Origin of the sequence: Brevibacterium litoralis, assembly GCF_040212315.1 — a bacterium.
GTDB lineage: Bacteria > Actinomycetota > Actinomycetes > Actinomycetales > Brevibacteriaceae > Brevibacterium > Brevibacterium litoralis.
This window is the reverse complement of the sequence record NZ_JBDIUY010000013.1, coordinates 17,632-34,650: the sequence shown is the minus strand read 5'-3', so window position 1 is coordinate 34,650 and position 17,019 is coordinate 17,632. Positions and strand designations below refer to the sequence as shown.

Below are 17,019 nucleotides of genomic sequence, written 5' to 3'. Positions count from 1 at the left end.
TGGACCCGTGTCCGCCCGGCTCACCGGGCGGACACGTGGGGATCCGGCTCGATCAGGCGATGAGCGAGCGCAGGAGCTCGGCAGTCTCGGTGGGGGTCTTGCCCACCTTGACGCCGGCGGCCTCGAGGGCCTCCTTCTTGGCCTGGGCGGTGCCGGCGGAACCGGACACGATCGCACCGGCGTGGCCCATGGTCTTGCCCTCGGGGGCGGTGAAGCCCGCGACGTAGCCGGCGACCGGCTTCGTGACGTTCTCCTTGATGTAGGCCGCGGCCCGCTCCTCGGCGTCGCCACCGATCTCGCCGATCATGACGATGGCCTCGGTCTCCGGGTCGTTCTCGAAGGCCTCGAGGGCGTCGATGTGCGTGGTGCCGATGACCGGGTCGCCGCCGATGCCGATGGCGGTGGAGAAGCCGAGGTCACGCAGCTCGTACATCATCTGGTAAGTGAGCGTGCCGGACTTCGACACGAGACCGACCTTGCCCTTACCGGTGATCGTCGCCGGGATGATGCCGGCGAGCGAGGCCTCGGGGCTGATGATGCCGGGGCAGTTGGGACCGATGATCCGGGTCTTGTTGCCGGTCTCCTGGGCGTGGGCCCAGAGAGCGGCGGAGTCCTGGACCGGGATGCCCTCGGTGATGATGACGAGCAGGCCGATGCCGGCGTCGATCGCCTCGATGGCGGCGTCCTTGGAGAAGGCCGGCGGCACGAAGGCGACGGACACGTCCGCACCGGTGGCCTCCATGGCCTCGGAGACGGAACCGAAGACGGGCAGCTCGACGGCATTGCCGTCCTTGTCGGTGTGCGACACGGTGGTGCCGGCCTTGCGGGCGTTCACACCACCGACGACGTTCGAGCCCGCGGCGAGCATGCGAGCGGTGTGCTTGGAGCCTTCACCGCCGGTGATGCCCTGGACGATGATCTTGGAATCCTGGGTGAGGAAAATAGCCATTGTTCTGTGAACCTTTCAGCGTTCTTCGATCAGCCCGGACTCAGGCCGCGGCGAGCTCGGCGGCCTTGTCGGCGCCGCCGTCCATGGTGTCGACCAGGGTGACGAGCGGGTGGTTCGCGTCGGTGAGGATCTTGCGACCCTCCTCGACGGCGTTGCCGTCCAGGCGCACGACGAGCGGCTTGGTGGCGGCGTCACCCAGGATCTCCAGGGCCTTGACGATGCCCTCGGCCACCTGGTCACAGGCGGTGATGCCACCGAAGACGTTGACGAAGACGCTCTTGACCTGCTCGTCGCCGAGGATGACGTCGAGACCGTTGGCCATCACCTGGGCGTTCGCGCCGCCACCGATGTCGAGGAAGTTCGCCGGCTTCACGCCGGAGTGGTTCTCACCGGCGTAGGCGACGACGTCGAGCGTCGACATGACGAGGCCGGCACCGTTACCGATGATGCCCACCTGGCCGTCGAGCTTCACGTAGTTGAGGTCGAGCTTCTTGGCCTTGAGCTCCAGCGGGTCCTCGGCCTCGATGTCGCGCAGGGCCTCGTGGTCGGTGTGACGGAACTCGGCGTTCTCGTCGAGGGACACCTTGCCGTCGAGGGCGAGGATGTCACCGGCGCCGGTCTTGACGAGCGGGTTCACCTCGACGAGGGAGGCGTCCTCCTTCTCGAAGACGGTCCACAGCGACTGGAGGACGGGCACGATCTTCGCGCCGGTCTCGGCGTCGAAGCCGGCGGCGTCGACGATCTCCTGGGCCTTCGCCTCGTCGATGCCGGTCAGGGCGTTGACCTGCACCTTGGCCAGCGCCTCGGGGCGCTCGACGGCCAGCTGCTCGATCTCCATGCCGCCCTCCTTGGAGCACATGGCGAGGTAGGTGCGGTTCGAGCGGTCGAGCAGCACCGAGAAGTAGAACTCCTCCGCGATGTCGGCGCCCTCGGCGATCATCACCTTGCGGGTGATGTGGCCCTTGATGTCGAGGCCGAGGATCTCCTCGGCCTTCTCCTTGGTCTCGGCCGGGCTCTTGGCGAGCTTCACGCCGCCGGCCTTGCCGCGGCCACCGATCTTGACCTGGGACTTGACGACGACCGTGCCGCCTCCCAGTTCCTCGGCCGCTGCCTGGGCTTCGTCGGGGGTGGTGGCGACCTTCGCATTGAGCACGGGGACGCCGTGCTTCTCGAAGAGGTCACGGGCCTGGTACTCGAAAAGATCCACGAGTCTTCCTTTTCGTCCGCGAGATTATCGGTTCGGTTCCGCTCCCCATACGGCCCCGGGATCGGGGTTCGCCCGCCGACAGCCGCCCGTACTCGGGCGTGCGCCGGGCCCGGAGGGAACCGGGTGGTCCGAGGGACAGCCTAACCCGCGGGCGGGCGGGAGAATATTCGACGGGACGTAGAAGTCCGCCGCCGCGCGGGGCCTCTCTCGGGCCCTGCAAGGCCACACACCGAGCCCGTGTGATGCGGAGCACGTGCACTGTCGGGACCGAACACGTGCACTGTGGAGACCGACCACGCGCACTGGCGGAGCGCACGCACTGCCGATACCGACAATCTCTCCGGGCGTGAATCTCGACGGCTGAATATCTCGATCCCGAGTGGTTTCCGGATTATCATGGGGCCATGGACGAGGTCGACAGGATCGTCGCCGCCTGGCGACACGAGCGCCCCGATCTGGACGTGGCGCCCATGGAGGTCCTGTCGCGCGTCTCCCGTCTGGCCCGGCAACTCGATCTGGCCCGCCGCTCGACGTTCAAGGAGCACGGCCTGGAGGTCTGGGCCTTCGACGTCCTCTCCGCCCTGCGTCGCGCGGGTTCGCCCTACCAGCTCTCCCCCTCCCGCCTCATCACCGAGATGATGGTGAGCTCCGGGACGATGACCAACCGGATCGACCGCCTCGTCACCAGTGGACTCGTCACCCGCCACCCGGACCCGGGCGACCGCCGCGGGATCCTCGTCCAGCTCACGACCGTCGGGCAGGAGAAGGTCGACGCCGCCCTCGCCGAGCTCCTCGAACACGAGGCGGCCCTCCTCCGCGACCTCGACTCCGCCCAGCAGGACGAACTCACCCGTCTGCTCCGGGTCCTCGCCGTCGGTTTCGAGACCCGCGACGAGGACGAGGAGACCCCGGAGGCCTGAGCCCCCGTGCGACCCGGCCCCGTGCGCCTCGGCCGTGCCCGCGGTCCGGTCGCCTAGTCTGGGGCCATGAAGCGTACGGCCCTTCCCCTCGCACTCGCGCTCTCCGGCGCTGTCCTCCTCACCGCCTGCCAGACGACGGGGACGGAACGGGGCGCGGACGCCTCGTCGGCGCCCACCGAGTCCCCGGCGACCGCTGCCGAGTCCGCCGAGGCGGTGCCGTCCTCCCCCGCGTCCGAGGCGCCCGCCGTCACCGTCGTGGACACCAGCGCCGGCGGTGCGAAGGACCGGGATCCGCTGTGGAGCGGGATGTCGGAGGCCTTCGAGTCGGACGGCACCCTCTACCTCGACGTGTGGCTGCACTCCGCCTCGCACTCCGGTGGTGACGCGACGGTCACGCTCACCCCGGACACCTCGGACTCCGTGACGGTCACGGTCCCCGCCGCGCAGGTCGACACCGGGAACGCACCGTTCTACCGGGTCACCGGTACCTTCTCCGTCGAGGAGGTCGCCACCTCCGCCTACGTGCTCACCACCGTCGACGAATCACTCGACGAGACCCTGGTCCCCGACGGCCCGACGACCGAGGAGGCGTGCACCTCCGGGACCGCCGGACAGGACCTGCCGGGCGCGGCCGACACCCTGTGGGAGGACCCCGGTGCCCGGGACGAGCTGCGCGACCAGTGGGCCTCCGCCCCCGAGGTGTGGTGGGGCATCCAGCGCAGCGCGCAGACCCTTGCGGACTCCGAGGGCGACTACGCCGGCGACTTCCTCACCGAGGCCTGCGGCGACTACATGTGATCCGGCTCTGGCCTCCGGTCGGACGCTGATCGGCCCGGGCCGTGTGGGATCACGGCAATCCACGCAGATCACGGGTTTCGTTTCACGTGATGTGCGTGGAAGACCGTGATCAGCGGGCGGTCAGGGGACGTAGATCCGGGTCGGCTGGGTGATCTCGCGCTGGAACGCCTACGCCCGGCCGCAGGCGCGGGCGGCCTTGCGGTCCGCCCGTTCGCGACTCCGACACGCGTGGGCGTCAGCGCGTTTCAGTCGCCACTCTGCGTGACGTGATCGGAGGGTACGGGCGGGGTCGCGAGTCGTGGACATGGTCCGAGCGTGCGCCCGGGGGCGGTCCGCCCTGCGACCCCGGAACCGCCCACGAGGTGGACGGGGTGGTCATGAGTGAGGGTGGTCCTCAGCGGCCGTCGCGTGGAGCGGAATCCCGGTCCGGCGGGGTGAAGGTCTGGTCGAGGAACGCGTCGTAGGCGCCGGGGTCCGGTTCCTCTTCCGGTACACGGGCGGGACCGCGTTCCCAGGGCGGTACCTCGCCCGCGTACTTGGCCGCGCCGGTCCCGTCGTCCTCGGGTGCAGGGCCGGCTGAGGCCGCCGGGTCGAGCTTGCCCTTGGCCGCGAGTTTGCGTGCCCGCTTCCGGGCGGCCCGCTCGTCGACGGCGGCCCAGAACTCCGGGTTGTACGCACGGTCGAGGGTGCGGAACACCATCGCGGCGACATGACCCGCGATCGCGACGGCGACGACGAGGACGCACACGAGATTGAACGTGCCCCAGGGTCGCAACACGACGACGATCGCCCAGACGAAGCCCAGGTGCACCGCGATCGTGCCGCCGTGCACCCACTTGTGCCGGTCCTCCCGTCGTTCCCAGATCCCCAGGAACACGATCGCCGCGGCAGTGAGCAGGAGTCCGATGACCGGCAGTCCGACCATCATCCAGATGTGATCGGCCGGCGTGTTGTACGGATCGGTCAGGTAGAGGACGAACATCAACAGACCGAAGAGCGAGGTGAGCCCGCAGAACACGACCTCCAGGCCCAACCCGGTGTACGCGACGACGAGGTTGATGATCCGCCAGACGCCCAGCGACGGCTTGCGCCGCGGGGGAAGATCGGGTTCCTTCGGCGCCTGCACGTACACCGGCACCGGCCCGGGGACCGTCTGACCGGGAGCGCCGTGCTGGGCATGCGCCCCGGGCTGACCAGCGGCACCGGGCACCTGGGCGGCCGGGACGAGCACGTACCCGGGCGGCACCTGACCCTGCGGACCCACCATCGGCGGCCCCGCCGGCGGTACGACCGGACCCACCTGCGGAGGCGGAGGCCCCTGCGGACCCGGAACCATCGGCCCACCCGGCACCGACTGCGGTCCCGGCCCCTGCACCGGCTGCCCGGCCGGCGTGGCAGCCCGGGGTGCGGGGCGCCTCGGCGGCATCGGGGGTGCGGGCGGGACGTCCGCCCCGGTGGGGGCACCGGGGTCGGGGTTCGGGTGGGACGGGTCGCGCGGGTCGGGCATGTGTCCCATCCTCTCGGAACCGACTGGGAAGCTCATGGAGGGAAACCTCCGCACCTGCGGAGACGAAGGACGAGGTCAGAACCGCCGGTCGCCGTACTTCTCCTCCATCTCGGAGCGGTGGAGGGCCGCCTCCTGCTGGTGGACGTAGACGGCCACGTCGTAGGGGCGGGTCACCGCCGGGAGCACGAGGCCGCCGACGACGAGCACCCCGACGACGATCACGGCGATCCCCACCTGCGAACCGAACACGAAGGCACCGATCGCGGCCAACACCTGCCAGGCGATGACCGCAGGGCGGGCCCAGCGGACCATCCGGAACAGTCCCGCGGCGATCGCCCCGAGGACGACGCCCATGAGCAGGAACATGACGGACAGGCCGATGAGGGCACGCACCGTCCCGCCGGCCGTCCACCCGAGAACCAGGTAGAACACGGCCAGTGCGACGAGTGCCAGACCCTGCAGCGCCACGAGGGCGACGGGCAGGTAGAGGGCCCCGGGGCGGTCGGGCATCGTGACCGGCCCCTCGTGTCCCTCCGGTCCGGGGACGGTTCGACTCACCTGTGTCGCCACCTCAGACGCGGGTGGCGGCCGCGAAGCCGGGCACGATGATCTCGTCGAGCATCCGCTCGCGCTCGTCGAGCGGCAGGAAGGCGTTGTTCATCGCGGTGACCGTCGCCCACTCCAGGTCGTCCTGGTCCCAACCACAGCGGTCGACGAGCAGGCGCATCTCGCGGGTGCAGCTGGTGGCGGACATGAGGCGGTTGTCGGGGTTCACCGTCACCGCGTAACCCAGGTTCTTCAGCCCCGTGATCGGGTGGTCGTCGACGCTGTCGGCCGCGCCGGTCTGCACGTTCGAGGACGGGCAGACCTCCAGCGGCAGCTGCCGGTCGAGGATCCACGAGGCCAGGCGGCCCAGCTCGCCCTCGCCGTCGACGACGTCCATGTCCTCGACGATCCGCACCCCGTGGCCGATCCGCTGCGCGTGGCAGGCCTGGACCGCACCGAGGATCGAGTCGACACCCTCGGCCTCACCGGCGTGGATGGTGACGGGGAAGGACGCCATGTGGAGCTTGTCGAAGGCCTCCCTGTGGTTCGTCGCGGGGAAGCCCTTCTCCGCGCCGGCGATGTCGAACCCGACGACGCCCGCGTCGCGGTGCCGCAGCGCCAGGTCGGCGATCTCCACCGACCGGTCGGCGTGTCGCATGGCAGTGATGAGCTGACCGACGGCGATCACCTTGCCGGCCTCCGCGGCGATCGCCACGCCCTCGTCCATGCCCTTCTGCACGGCCTCGACCGTCTGATCGAGGGTGAGGCCCTTCTGCAGGTGCTGTTCGGGTGCCCAGCGCGCCTCGGCGTAGACGACCCCGTCGGCCACCTGGTCGAGCACCCACTCGCGGGCGACGCGGGTGAGCGCCTCGGGCGTCTGCATGACGGCGATCGTCTGGTCGAAGGTCTGCAGGTAGCGGACCAGGTCACCGGAGTCGGCGGACTCGGAGAACCACGTGCGCAGGCGCTCGGGGTCCGTCTCCGGCAGTTCGTGGCCCACGGCGGCGGCGAGCTCGACCACGGTGGCGGGCCGGAGTCCGCCGTCCAGGTGGTCGTGCAGGGACACCTTGGGCAGGGCGAGAAGGGGGTCTGCTGCGTCGACCCCGGCGGGGGTCGGGAAGAGTTCGTGATCCACCCCGTCAGCCTACCGGCGGATCACCACGCGTGCAGGCACGCTCCCGAGGCGCCCTGCTCCGATCCCCGACCCAGACGGACCCTGCCTGCCCGGACCGCGCTCCCGAGGCGCCCTGCCCTCGGGATCAGGCCGTGCGCAGGGCCGCCAGTGCCGTCGCGACGAAGACGCGGACCGCGGTGGGCACGGCGCGTTCGTCGACAAGGTAGTCGCCCTGGTGGATGTCGTAGGTGCGGCCGCCGGGGGTGCGGGTGCCCAGGCGGACGAGCGCGCCGGGGCAGTGGGTGAGGTACCAGGCGAAGTCCTCGCCGCCCATGGACTGCGGGGTGAGTTGAACGGTGTCCGCGCCCAGTTCCTCCTTGACGGCGGACTCGACGAGCATGACCTCCGCCTCGGTGTTGACGACCGGTGGGACGCCGCGACGGTGTTCGAGGTCCACCTCGACGCCGAAGGGGCCGGCCACGCGTTCGACGAGGTCGGGGAGCACCTCGGCGGCGCGGTTCCAGCCGTCGATGTCCAGGCATCGGAGGGTGCCCCGCAGGAGCCCCTCACCGGGGACGACGTTCGGCGCGTGGCCGGCGGCGATCTCGCCCCACACGAGGGAGACGGCGTGGCGTGGGTCGATGAGGCGGGTGAGGACTGCAGGCAGATCCGTGGCCAGCTTGCCGAGGGCGTACACGAGGTCCTCGGTGAGGTGCGGCCGGGAGGTGTGCCCGCCCTTGCCGCTCAGGCGCAGGATGACGGTGTCACCGGCGGCGGTGATGGGGCCGATGCGGGAGCCGATCTTGCCGACGTCGACGTTCGGGTCGCAGTGGACGGCGAAGGCCTGGGGCACGTCGTCGAGCACTCCCTGCCCGATGACCTTGAGCGCGCCACCGGGGGTGACCTCCTCGGCGGGCTGGAAGATCAGGCGCACGGTGCCGCCCAGTCCCCCGGCGGTCGTCCGGTGCAGACGGTCGAGGACGAGGCCGGCGCCCAGCAGCGAGGTGAGGTGCACGTCGTGACCACAGGCGTGGGCGACGCGTGGGACCGTGGAGGTGAATGCGGTCTCCGTCTCGTCCTGGACCGGCAGGGCGTCGATGTCTGCCCGCAGCGCGGCGATCACCGGCCCGGAACCCACATCGCAGACGAGCCCGGTGCCGTCCAGGGGACGTGGGTCCAGCCCGGCCGCGCGCAGGCGGTCGAGCAGCTTCTGCGTCGTCCTCTCCTCCTGGTACGACAGCTCCGGATGGGCGTGGACGTCACGCCGGAACTCCTGGAGCTCGGAGAGCAGGGGGTCGAGGAGGTCACTGATGGAAGGCACGTGGACCACCGTAGGGACCGGCGGCGCGGACTGTGACGGAATGTGTCACAGAACGACGCGAGCGGGTCGACAGGTCGACGGGAGGGCCGTCCCGCGCGCCGATCCCAGATCTTCCGATAATCCGATAGATGAACATTGCGTAAATCACGTGTGAGACGTGCTGTCCGAAATGCGAGAGACCGGCGGAGCGATTTCACATGGTTTTGCCATGACATGCCGATGTCCGGTTGGCGGCCCTCCTGAGATGGGCGTAAGTTCGGCCCGTAACCCTGACATCCGTCATCCCAATGGAGGAAGCCCCGTGGCCAAAGCGTCTACGGGCACCCTGTACCGCGGGCATGAAGGAATGTGGTCCTGGGTCGCGCATCGCGTGACCGGTGTGGCCATCTTCTTCTTCCTGCTGGTCCACGTGCTCGACACTGCCCTCGTCCGTGTGTCGCCGGAGGCGTACAACGCCGTCATCGCCAGCTACAAGACCTGGTTCATGGGCATCGGCGAGATCGGCCTCGTGGCCGCCATCGTCTACCACGCCTTCAACGGCCTCCGCGTCGTCGCGGTCGACTTCTGGAAGGGCGGACCGAAGAACCAGAAGAAGCTCTTCTGGGGCGCCATGATCCTGTGGCTGGTCGTGATGATCGCCTTCGTCCCGCGCCAGCTGATGCACATCTTCGGAGGGTGACATGAGTACCACGACCATTCCTGCACCCCGCACCGGTTACTCCCGGTCCAAGTCCTCGCGGTCCAAGTTCGAGATGGGCGCCTGGGCGTTCATGCGCCTGTCCGGCGTCATCCTCGTCGTCCTCATCTTCGGTCACCTCATCGTGAACCTGTGGATGGGCGAGGGCGTCAAGCAGATCGACTTCGGCTTCGTGGCCGGCAAGTGGGCCAGCCCGTTCTGGCAGATCTGGGACCTCGCGATGCTGTGGCTGGCCATGCTGCACGGCACCAACGGCATGCGCACGATCATCGCCGACTACGCCGAGAAGCCCGGCACCAAGATGGCCCTCACCACGATCCTCTACATCGCCTCGGCGATCATCGTGGTGCTCGGCACGCTCGTCATCTTCACCTTCGAGCCGTGCCCGCCGAACGCGGACCCGTCCCTCCTCGCCAGCTTCTGCCAGGCCTGAGCCGCACCACAAGGAGTATCGATTTCCATGCAGGTACATGAGTACGACGTCGTCATCGTCGGCGCCGGCGGTGCGGGTATGCGCGCAGCGATCGAGTCGGGCCAGCGGGCCCGCACCGCTGTGCTCACGAAGATCTACCCCACCCGTTCCCACACCGGCGCGGCGCAGGGCGGCATGTGTGCCGCTCTCGCGAACGTCGAGGAGGACAACTGGGAGTGGCACACCTTCGACACCGTCAAGGGTGGCGACTACCTGGTCGACCAGGACGCCGCGGAGGTGATGGCCAAGGAGGCCATCGACGCGGTCCTCGACCTGGAGAAGATGGGTCTGCCCTTCAACCGCACGCCCGAGGGCAAGATCGACCAGCGCCGCTTCGGTGGTCACACGCGTGACCACGGCAAGTCGCCGGTCCGCCGTGCGTGCTACGCCGCGGACCGCACCGGCCACATGATCCTCCAGACGCTCTACCAGAACTGCGTCAAGCACGGCGTCGAGTTCTTCAACGAGTTCTACGTCCTCGACGTCATCATGGTCGAGGAGGACGGCGTCAAGAAGTGCGCCGGCGCCGTCGCCTACGAGCTCGCCACCGGCGAGATCCACATCTTCCGCTCGAAGGCCACCGTCTTCGCGACCGGCGGTTTCGGCAAGATCTTCAAGACCACCTCGAACGCCCACACCCTCACCGGTGACGGCGTGGCGGTCACCTACCGTCGCGGCCTGCCGCTGGAGGACATGGAGTTCTTCCAGTTCCATCCGACGGGTCTGGCCGGACTGGGCATCCTCCTCTCGGAGGCGGCCCGTGGTGAGGGCGGCATCCTCCGTAACGGTGACGGTGAGCGCTTCATGGAGCGCTACGCCCCCACCATCAAGGACCTCGCCCCGCGTGACATCGTCGCCCGGTCGATGGCCAACGAGGTGCGCGAGGGTCGCGGTGCCGGTCCGAACAAGGACTACGTGCTCCTCGACCTCACCCACCTGGAGCCCGCGCACATCGACGCGAAGCTCCCGGACATCACCGAGTTCGCCCGTACCTACCTGGGTGTCGAGCCCTACACCGAGCCCGTCCCGGTGTTCCCGACGGCCCACTACGGCATGGGTGGCATCCCGACGAACATCAAGGGCGAGGCGCTCGCGGACAACGACACCGTCGTCCCCGGCCTCTACGCCGCCGGTGAGTGCGCCTGCGTGTCCGTGCACGGCTCCAACCGTCTGGGCACCAACTCGCTGCTCGACATCAACGTGTTCGGCAAGCGCGCCGGCTTCTACGCCTCGGAGTTCGTCAAGGACGCCCCGCTGCCGGAGCTGCCCGAGGACATCGATCCGGCCGCCTTCGTCGTCGACCTCGTCGACACGATGCGCGCCTCGAACGGCACCGAGAAGGTCGCCGAGATCCGCAAGGACCTGCAGGAGACCATGGACGCCAACGTCCAGGTGTTCCGCGACGACTCGACGCTGCGCAAGGCCATGGCCGACATCAAGGAGCTGCGCAAGCGCTACGAGAACGTCGGCATCCAGGACCGCGGCAAGCGCTACAACCTCGACCTCCTCGAGGCCATCGAGCTCGGCTTCCTGCTCGAGATCTCCGAGGTCGTCGTCGTCGCCGCCCTGCACCGCAAGGAGTCCCGCGGCGGTCACTACCGCGAGGACTTCCCGGACCGCGACGACGAGGGCTTCATGCACCACACGATGACCTACAAGGACGAGACTGCGGAGGCCGAGGGCATCCCCGGCATGCGTCTCGACACCAAGCCGGTCATCGTCACCCGTTACCAGCCGATGGAGCGTAAGTACTGATGACCGCCACTGCTGAACCCGCATCCAAGATCGAGCTCGCCGCCGGTGGCGACGCCGGTTCGATCGCCCAGTTCGACTGCACCTTTCGGATCGCCCGCTTCGACCCGGAGAACGACCAGGAGCAGCACTGGGAGGAGTACCAGGTCACGATGTACGGCACCGACCGCGTGCTGGACGCCCTGCACAAGATCAAGTGGGAGATGGACGGTTCGCTGTCCTTCCGTCGCTCCTGTGCACACGGCGTCTGCGGTTCCGACGCCATGCGCATCAACGGCCGCAACCGCCTGGCCTGCAAGACGCTGCTCAAGGACCTGGACACGTCCAAGGTCATCACGGTCGAGGCGATCAAGGGTCTTCCCCTCGAGAAGGACCTGATCGTCGACATGGAGCCCTTCTTCCAGTCGTACCGCGAGATCATGCCGTTCCTCATCACCGACGGCAACGAGCCGACGCGTGAGCGCCTGCAGTCCGCCGAGGACCGCGAGCGGTTCGACGACACGACCAAGTGCATCCTCTGCGCGTCCTGCACCAGCTCCTGCCCGGTGTTCTGGACCGACGGTCAGTACTTCGGCCCGGCCGCGATCGTGAACGCCCACCGCTTCATCTTCGACAGCCGTGACGAGGGCACCGACCTCCGCCTCGAGGTGCTCAACGACAAGGAGGGTGTGTGGCGCTGCCGCACCACCTTCAACTGCTCCGAGGCATGCCCCCGTGGCATCGAGGTGACCAAGGCGATCGCCGAGGTCAAGCAGGCACTCCTCCAGCGCGCGTTCTGAGCCGCTGAGCGCACTGCGCACACACGTTCGCGGGCCCGGGTCGAATGACCCGGGCCCGCGGTGTATTCACACCGTGGCTCCGCGCTCAGCGATGGCGGGTGCGGATCGTCATGACGAGGACGAACACGACCCCGGCCAGGAGTACGATCCCGACTCCCAGCAGCGTCCACGCCGCCTTCGAGGTGAGGTCGAGCGGGCCGTCCGCCGCCTCGGAGCCGCTCGCGCGGTCCGTTCCGGAGTCCGCGGTCTCCCCCGCCGCCGAGGCGCCCTCTCCCCCACCGGCACCCGTACCGTCGGCGTCCGCACCGTCGGCCGCGGAGTCCCCGGCACCGGCCGCGCGGTCCTCCGCCCGGCCGGTGTGCGCCTCGCGCGCGGAGTCGAGGTCCTGCCGGGTGAGCGGCACGGCATCTTCGTCCGGCAGGGTGGTCTGTGCGAAGGCCCACTCCACGAGGTCGACCGCCGACTGCCGGGTGTTGTTCGAGGCCCCGAGCACGGCCGACCCGTAGGTCTTCCCGTCCCGCTCGACGACGGCGACGAACGACCCGCCGGCTGCCTGCGTGTACCCGTTCTTCATCCCGAGACCGCCGTCCACGGAGCCGACGATCTGCGTGTGGTTCTGGATCTGGTAGCCCTTCACGTGCTCGCCGCTGGGGAGGTCGTGACCGGGGAACTGCATGAACTGCGTGGAGATCACCTCCATGAGGTAGTCGTCCTCCATGACGGCCCGGGCGATGACGAGCATGTCCTGCACAGTGGTCACCTGGCCCTCGGCGTCGAGGCCCGAGGTGTTCTTCGCGACCGTCCCGGTGAGACCGAGTTCCGCGGCCTTCTCGTTCATGAGCCGCGCGGCCTCCTGCCGGCCGCCGACCGCCTCGGCGAGGGCGTGTGCGGCGTCGTTCGCACTGGCCATGAGCATGGCGTGCATGAGGGTGTCGATCTTGTAGCGGTTGCCCTGCATGATCCCGACCTTGGTCCCGTCGACGAGCATGTCGTCGTAGGTGACCTCGTACCGGGACTGCGGGTCGAGGTTCTCGGAGAACACGAGGCCGCTCAACAGTTTGATCGTCGAGGCCGGCGCGTGTTCCAACTGCACGTCGTGTCCGGCGAAGCGCTGACCGGTGTCCATGTCCGCGACGATCCACGACAGTGCCACGGGCTCGGGTGCAGGCCGACCGTCGCCCAGGTCCGGTGACTGGTAGTACGGGGCCTCGCTCGGCAGCACCGATGCATGGGCACCCGCCGTCGGCCACACCGCCACGGCCACCCAGAGGAGCAGCGTGGTGAGGAGACCGGCAAGGACGCTTGTGGGGTTCGACGATCGGGTCAGCACGTCCGGGAGTCTACCGAGCGGTAGGGACACGGTTCTCCCAGCGATCCCGAACGTGGTGTCGCCGATCACACTCCACTGCTACCCTGGCTACAGCGTCGCGTGCCGGTGGCAGACCGTGTCAGGCATGGAGGCGCCGGGCCACGAAGGAGCCCGACGATGACCACGTCGCTCCCTTCGCTCGCATCGTGACTGCGGGCGAGCACACCGGGGCGAACTCCCGGATCCACACCATTCGCACCACCGAACCCACGGATCTCGACGGGATCGTCGACCTGTATCCGGTCGAGAGCGACCACCCGGTTCCCGCCGTGCTGATCCTTCCCGGCGGCGGCTTCCGCGAGCACACCGCTCATAACGGCGAGGGCTATGCCCGGTGGTTCAACCGGATCGGCCTCGCGGCCGTCGTCCTCCGGTACGCCCTCGTGCCCGATCCCTTCCCGGTGTCCCTCCAGCAGGCCCGACGGGCGTACCAGGGACTCCTCGACGGTCTGATCCCGGGCGTCGACCCGCAGCGGATCGGAGTGATCGGATCGAGCGCCGGTGGCCTGCTGGCAGGTCTCCTCGCCACCGGATCCGTCCTGTCGATCGAGGAACCACCGGTACCGGCACCACTCCCACGGCCGGCCTTCCACATCCAGTCCTACGGCGTGGCGGACCTCGCGCTGCTTCCCGAACCCGCGGTCCGTGGCCTCCTGGGAGACTCCATGCACCTGGCAGGGGAACTGTCACCGGCCCGGCACGTCGACGAGTGGACACCGCCCACCTTCGTCTGGGCGACCGCGCAGGATCCCCCGGGGCTGCCCAACGCCCTCGAATGGACCCGCGCCCTCTCCGCCGCCGAGGTGCCCGTCGAACTCCACGTGTTCCCCGACGGCGGGCACGGGGTCGGGCTGGCCGACGGTGTGGCCCACGGTCCGCACGGGCACGAGTCCCTGCCTCACACGGCGCAATGGAGCCGGGCCTGCGAGACCTGGCTCCACCACATCGGGATCCTCTGAACAGAGTCGCACGCGATGAGTCCTGATGAGCCCGTGCGAACGTGATGAAGTGCTTGACGGGGTCTCGCAGCTGTGAAAGCCTGAGATCAGTATCACCGGCGATACTCGCATCCATCGGTGGTCACGAATCACCTGGAAGGACCAGCATGCTCAAAGCCGTCTCGTCCTCAATCTGCGCACAGTCCCTGGCCTTGGCCGGGACGGTTGCAATCTCCTCGGAAGCCCATGCGGACACGCATACCGCCTCCGGCAGCATTTACTGCTCGTCCGGGTCTCCGTATGTGTACATCACGACCAATGGAAGCACGGACGTCACCTTCTACAAGAACGGTAGGTACGCGACTACTTCATATAACGGTCAGTTCCACACGCACTGGTATCACGGCGAGAGTCGCGTCGATTGGTCCGTGGAGACCGCCGGTGACATCGCGACGACGAGCGACAACTGCTCCAGCGAACCTGTGTTCATCGGGAACTGACAATGGGAGCCAGGAACCAGGCCGTCTTGAGTCGCCGGCTCGACGAGATCACAGATATACATCCCGCCGGCACCCGCACAGTACCGGAGCTGGTTCAGATCATGGCGGATGTCCTGAACGCGCTCGGCATACACGCGCTCGCGCATGGGAAGAACGTGACATTTCCGGGTGACGGACTCGGGCCGGAAGACGAGATGTTCGTCGACCTGATCATGGCTATCGTCGAGAAGCGCTTTCCCCGCCGGGAGGCCGATTGATCCATGCTCCAGTGACACAGCCCGACCGCACGACGATCGACATGGCACATGTCGGCGGATCCGAGTCCGGAATCCGCCGGTATGTGCCATCTCGATCCAGGGATCAGTGCAGAATGCCGCGCTCGGTGAGTTTCGAGGCCAGGCCCGCGCCGTCGCTGGCGTAGACCCACGGGACTCCCCGGCCCCGTCCGGTCCGACGGGAGCGGCCGCCGGCCCAGACCGCCTCGCCCGCGGTGAGCTGGCGGATGGCCACGGCGAGGACGTTCTCCGGGTGGTTCTCGACGAAGTGGGCGTAGATCTCCTCGTCGTGCTGGCCGTCGTCACCGACGAGCAGCCACTTCATGCCGGGGAACTCGCGGGCCAGGCGTTCGAGCTGGGTCTGCTTGTGCTCCTGCCCCGAGCGGAACGCGCGGGTGGCCGTCGGCCCCCAGTCGGTGAGCAGCAGCGGCCCCTCCGGGTAGAGATTGCGGGAGAGGAACCGCCGCAGGGTCGGCTGCACGTTCCACGCACCGGTGCTCAGGTACACGATCGGTGAGTTGGGCCGCAGGTAGGTGAGGCGGTCGTAGAGCACGGCCATCCCGGCGACCGGGGAGCGTGCGTGTTCGTCGAGGACGAAGGAGTTCCACGCCGCGAGGAAGGGCCGCGGCAGCGCGGTGACCATGACGGTGTCGTCGATGTCGGAGATGATCCCGAAGTCCTGGTCCTCGCCGATGATCCGCACCGTCGCGGTGTCGACGAGGGAATCGTCCGTCCACATCTCCAGCTGGACCGGGCCGGGCGAGAACTCACCCGGGATCACCGCGTCGATGATCCCGCCGCGGTCCGAACGCACCTGGTGGTCGACACCGTTCACCCGGACCCAGGCGCTGTCGTTGCCGAGCGGCACGTTGCCGAAGGACCGCCACCCCCGGATGCTCTTGCGCGTGTCCGCCGCGGGCATCCCGGTCTTCGTGAGGACCACACGGGCGAGGACCCGCAGGCTCGACTCGGAGCCGTACGAGTCGTACGCGATGACGGTGCGCTTCCACCCGGACTTGAGCGCCCGGTCCTTGGCCCACCCGTGATACTTGTCCTCCAGACGCGCCGCGGTGTGCAGCACCTCCGGGGAGAGACTCTTCTGTTTGACCATCGCGTGCGATTCTCTCACGGGCCCGGGACCAGGACTCGCAGATCCCGTTCACATGATATTCACGCCGCCGAGGCGCCTCGTCGTCCGCGCTCCCGCGGGGCACCCTCCCCTCAGGGACCGAAGGGCACGAGATCGAAGAGCTGCCACGCCTCCTCGGTGCGGCTCACCCCGCCCTCGGTGTGCGTGCCGTGGAAGTACACGCCGAAGCCGTGGACCATGAACTCCGCGTCGAAGTCGCCCATGTCCTCGAAGGCGCGTTCCAGGACGTCGCGCTCCAACCCGTGGGCGATCGTCACGTGCGGGTGGTACGGGAAGGCGAGCGGTTGCCCGAGGACGCCGGTCCGCAGCGCCGCGGAGAGCTGCTCGCACTCGACGATGCCGCGGGCGACCGCGACGAACACGACCGGCGAGGTGGGCAGGAACGTGCCGGTCCCCCGCAGCCGGACGGTGAAGGGTGAGGTCTCGTTCGCCACCCGGCGGATCTCCTCGCGGACCACCGGCCACGAGTGCACGGGGATCTCCATCGGCGGGATGATCGTGATGTGCGCGGGGACGGTGCGGGCCGCCTCGTCGCCGAGATCCAGACGCGCCTGCCGCAGATCGGACGCGTATGGCTCGGGCAGCGCGAGGGTCACCCCGATCGACACCATGCCGTTACTGTCCGGCACCGGCGCGTCCGGGGTGTCCACGGGGCGGCCCCAGCGGGGTCCGATCTCCGTCACAGTGCTCCGATCTCCGTCACGAGCGCAGGAAACCTCAGCGAG

General features: G+C 68.7%; 18 protein-coding genes. 9 read left to right on the top strand and 9 right to left on the bottom strand.

Annotated features, from left to right (window positions below; translation table 11 throughout):
- Window positions 1-52: 52 nt before the first annotated feature.
- Window positions 53-949 carry a succinate--CoA ligase subunit alpha gene (sucD, locus tag AAD496_RS04380; RefSeq protein ID WP_349827423.1) on the bottom strand — a complete coding sequence of 299 codons (897 nt, stop codon included), beginning with the start codon at window positions 947-949 and terminating at the stop codon, window positions 53-55.
- 40 nt (window positions 950-989) lie between these two features.
- A complete protein-coding gene (gene sucC, locus AAD496_RS04375; RefSeq protein WP_349827422.1) occupies window positions 990-2,156 on the bottom strand; it encodes an ADP-forming succinate--CoA ligase subunit beta in 1,167 nt (388 codons plus the stop codon).
- 404 nt (window positions 2,157-2,560) lie between these two features.
- Between sucC and AAD496_RS04370 the strand changes: the two genes are divergently transcribed.
- Complete coding sequence (locus tag AAD496_RS04370; protein ID WP_349827421.1) at window positions 2,561-3,076, top strand: MarR family winged helix-turn-helix transcriptional regulator; 516 nt, start codon at window positions 2,561-2,563, stop codon at window positions 3,074-3,076.
- 66 nt (window positions 3,077-3,142) lie between these two features.
- A complete protein-coding gene (locus tag AAD496_RS04365) occupies window positions 3,143-3,874 on the top strand; it encodes a hypothetical protein (protein WP_349827420.1) in 732 nt (243 codons plus the stop codon).
- Window positions 3,875-4,268: 394 nt separating this feature from the next.
- Here AAD496_RS04365 and AAD496_RS04360 read toward each other — a convergent pair whose 3' ends face one another.
- The 4 genes from AAD496_RS04360 to AAD496_RS04345 all read right to left on the bottom strand — a co-directional run bounded on the left by AAD496_RS04360 (window position 4,269) and on the right by AAD496_RS04345 (window position 8,353).
- Window positions 4,269-5,141 carry a hypothetical protein gene (locus AAD496_RS04360; protein ID WP_349827419.1) on the bottom strand — a complete coding sequence of 291 codons (873 nt, stop codon included), beginning with the start codon at window positions 5,139-5,141 and terminating at the stop codon, window positions 4,269-4,271.
- A gap of 315 nt (window positions 5,142-5,456) precedes the next feature.
- Entirely contained in the window at window positions 5,457-5,891 is a 435-nt protein-coding gene (locus AAD496_RS04355) for a hypothetical protein (RefSeq protein WP_349827418.1), read from the bottom strand.
- A gap of 61 nt (window positions 5,892-5,952) precedes the next feature.
- The gene (locus tag AAD496_RS04350) at window positions 5,953-7,062 is read right to left on the bottom strand and encodes an adenosine deaminase (protein ID WP_349827417.1); all 1,110 of its coding nucleotides are present in this window, start codon (window positions 7,060-7,062) and stop codon (window positions 5,953-5,955) included.
- A gap of 124 nt (window positions 7,063-7,186) precedes the next feature.
- The gene (locus AAD496_RS04345) at window positions 7,187-8,353 is read right to left on the bottom strand and encodes an amidohydrolase (RefSeq protein ID WP_349827424.1); all 1,167 of its coding nucleotides are present in this window, start codon (window positions 8,351-8,353) and stop codon (window positions 7,187-7,189) included.
- Between the two features lie 310 nt (window positions 8,354-8,663).
- Between AAD496_RS04345 and sdhC the strand changes: the two genes are divergently transcribed.
- Genes sdhC through AAD496_RS04325 form a run of 4 tightly spaced genes read left to right on the top strand, consistent with a single transcriptional unit; the run spans window position 8,664 to window position 12,062 of the window.
- A complete protein-coding gene (gene sdhC, locus AAD496_RS04340; RefSeq protein WP_349827416.1) occupies window positions 8,664-9,041 on the top strand; it encodes a succinate dehydrogenase, cytochrome b556 subunit in 378 nt (125 codons plus the stop codon).
- A gap of 1 nt (window position 9,042) precedes the next feature.
- Window positions 9,043-9,492: a succinate dehydrogenase hydrophobic membrane anchor subunit gene (locus AAD496_RS04335; protein WP_349827415.1), complete on the top strand. Its 450-nt coding sequence runs from the start codon at window positions 9,043-9,045 to the stop codon at window positions 9,490-9,492.
- 27 nt (window positions 9,493-9,519) lie between these two features.
- The gene (gene sdhA / locus AAD496_RS04330; protein WP_349827414.1) at window positions 9,520-11,286 is read left to right on the top strand and encodes a succinate dehydrogenase flavoprotein subunit; all 1,767 of its coding nucleotides are present in this window, start codon (window positions 9,520-9,522) and stop codon (window positions 11,284-11,286) included.
- Window positions 11,286-12,062 carry a succinate dehydrogenase iron-sulfur subunit gene (locus AAD496_RS04325; protein ID WP_349827413.1) on the top strand — a complete coding sequence of 259 codons (777 nt, stop codon included), beginning with the start codon at window positions 11,286-11,288 and terminating at the stop codon, window positions 12,060-12,062. Before sdhA ends, AAD496_RS04325 begins: the two co-directional genes overlap by 1 nt.
- A gap of 85 nt (window positions 12,063-12,147) precedes the next feature.
- Here the strand turns inward: AAD496_RS04325 and AAD496_RS04320 are convergent, their stop codons facing one another.
- Complete coding sequence (locus AAD496_RS04320) at window positions 12,148-13,392, bottom strand: D-alanyl-D-alanine carboxypeptidase family protein (protein ID WP_349827412.1); 1,245 nt, start codon at window positions 13,390-13,392, stop codon at window positions 12,148-12,150.
- Between the two features lie 185 nt (window positions 13,393-13,577).
- Between AAD496_RS04320 and AAD496_RS04315 the strand changes: the two genes are divergently transcribed.
- From AAD496_RS04315 to AAD496_RS04305, 3 genes are all read left to right on the top strand, one after another.
- Window positions 13,578-14,390: an alpha/beta hydrolase gene (locus tag AAD496_RS04315; protein ID WP_349827411.1), complete on the top strand. Its 813-nt coding sequence runs from the start codon at window positions 13,578-13,580 to the stop codon at window positions 14,388-14,390.
- 146 nt (window positions 14,391-14,536) lie between these two features.
- Complete coding sequence (locus tag AAD496_RS04310) at window positions 14,537-14,869, top strand: hypothetical protein (protein WP_349827410.1); 333 nt, start codon at window positions 14,537-14,539, stop codon at window positions 14,867-14,869.
- A 2-nt stretch (window positions 14,870-14,871) separates the two neighbouring features.
- The gene (locus AAD496_RS04305; RefSeq protein ID WP_349827409.1) at window positions 14,872-15,126 is read left to right on the top strand and encodes a hypothetical protein; all 255 of its coding nucleotides are present in this window, start codon (window positions 14,872-14,874) and stop codon (window positions 15,124-15,126) included.
- A gap of 103 nt (window positions 15,127-15,229) precedes the next feature.
- Here AAD496_RS04305 and AAD496_RS04300 read toward each other — a convergent pair whose 3' ends face one another.
- Window positions 15,230-16,255: an App1 family protein phosphatidate phosphatase gene (locus tag AAD496_RS04300; protein ID WP_349827408.1), complete on the bottom strand. Its 1,026-nt coding sequence runs from the start codon at window positions 16,253-16,255 to the stop codon at window positions 15,230-15,232.
- A gap of 110 nt (window positions 16,256-16,365) precedes the next feature.
- Window positions 16,366-16,977 (bottom strand): 2'-5' RNA ligase family protein, encoded by a 612-nt coding sequence (locus AAD496_RS04295; protein ID WP_349827407.1) that lies wholly within the window; start codon window positions 16,975-16,977, stop codon window positions 16,366-16,368.
- Window positions 16,978-17,019 lie beyond the last annotated feature (42 nt).

What these genes read in the sequence shown, in the direction of transcription:
- sucD (WP_349827423.1), bottom strand. Translation starts at nt 949, where the DNA reads ATGGCTATTTTCCTCACCCAGGATTCCAAGATCATCGTCCAGGGCATC.
- AAD496_RS04370 (WP_349827421.1), top strand. Translation starts at nt 2,561, where the DNA reads ATGGACGAGGTCGACAGGATCGTCGCCGCCTGGCGACACGAGCGCCCC.
- AAD496_RS04365 (WP_349827420.1), top strand. Translation starts at nt 3,143, where the DNA reads ATGAAGCGTACGGCCCTTCCCCTCGCACTCGCGCTCTCCGGCGCTGTC.
- AAD496_RS04360 (WP_349827419.1), bottom strand. Translation starts at nt 5,141, where the DNA reads ATGGTGGGTCCGCAGGGTCAGGTGCCGCCCGGGTACGTGCTCGTCCCG.
- AAD496_RS04355 (WP_349827418.1), bottom strand. Translation starts at nt 5,891, where the DNA reads ATGCCCGACCGCCCCGGGGCCCTCTACCTGCCCGTCGCCCTCGTGGCG.
- AAD496_RS04335 (WP_349827415.1), top strand. Translation starts at nt 9,043, where the DNA reads ATGAGTACCACGACCATTCCTGCACCCCGCACCGGTTACTCCCGGTCC.
- sdhA (WP_349827414.1), top strand. Translation starts at nt 9,520, where the DNA reads ATGCAGGTACATGAGTACGACGTCGTCATCGTCGGCGCCGGCGGTGCG.
- AAD496_RS04325 (WP_349827413.1), top strand. Translation starts at nt 11,286, where the DNA reads ATGACCGCCACTGCTGAACCCGCATCCAAGATCGAGCTCGCCGCCGGT.
- AAD496_RS04310 (WP_349827410.1), top strand. Translation starts at nt 14,537, where the DNA reads ATGCTCAAAGCCGTCTCGTCCTCAATCTGCGCACAGTCCCTGGCCTTG.
- AAD496_RS04305 (WP_349827409.1), top strand. Translation starts at nt 14,872, where the DNA reads ATGGGAGCCAGGAACCAGGCCGTCTTGAGTCGCCGGCTCGACGAGATC.
- AAD496_RS04300 (WP_349827408.1), bottom strand. Translation starts at nt 16,255, where the DNA reads ATGGTCAAACAGAAGAGTCTCTCCCCGGAGGTGCTGCACACCGCGGCG.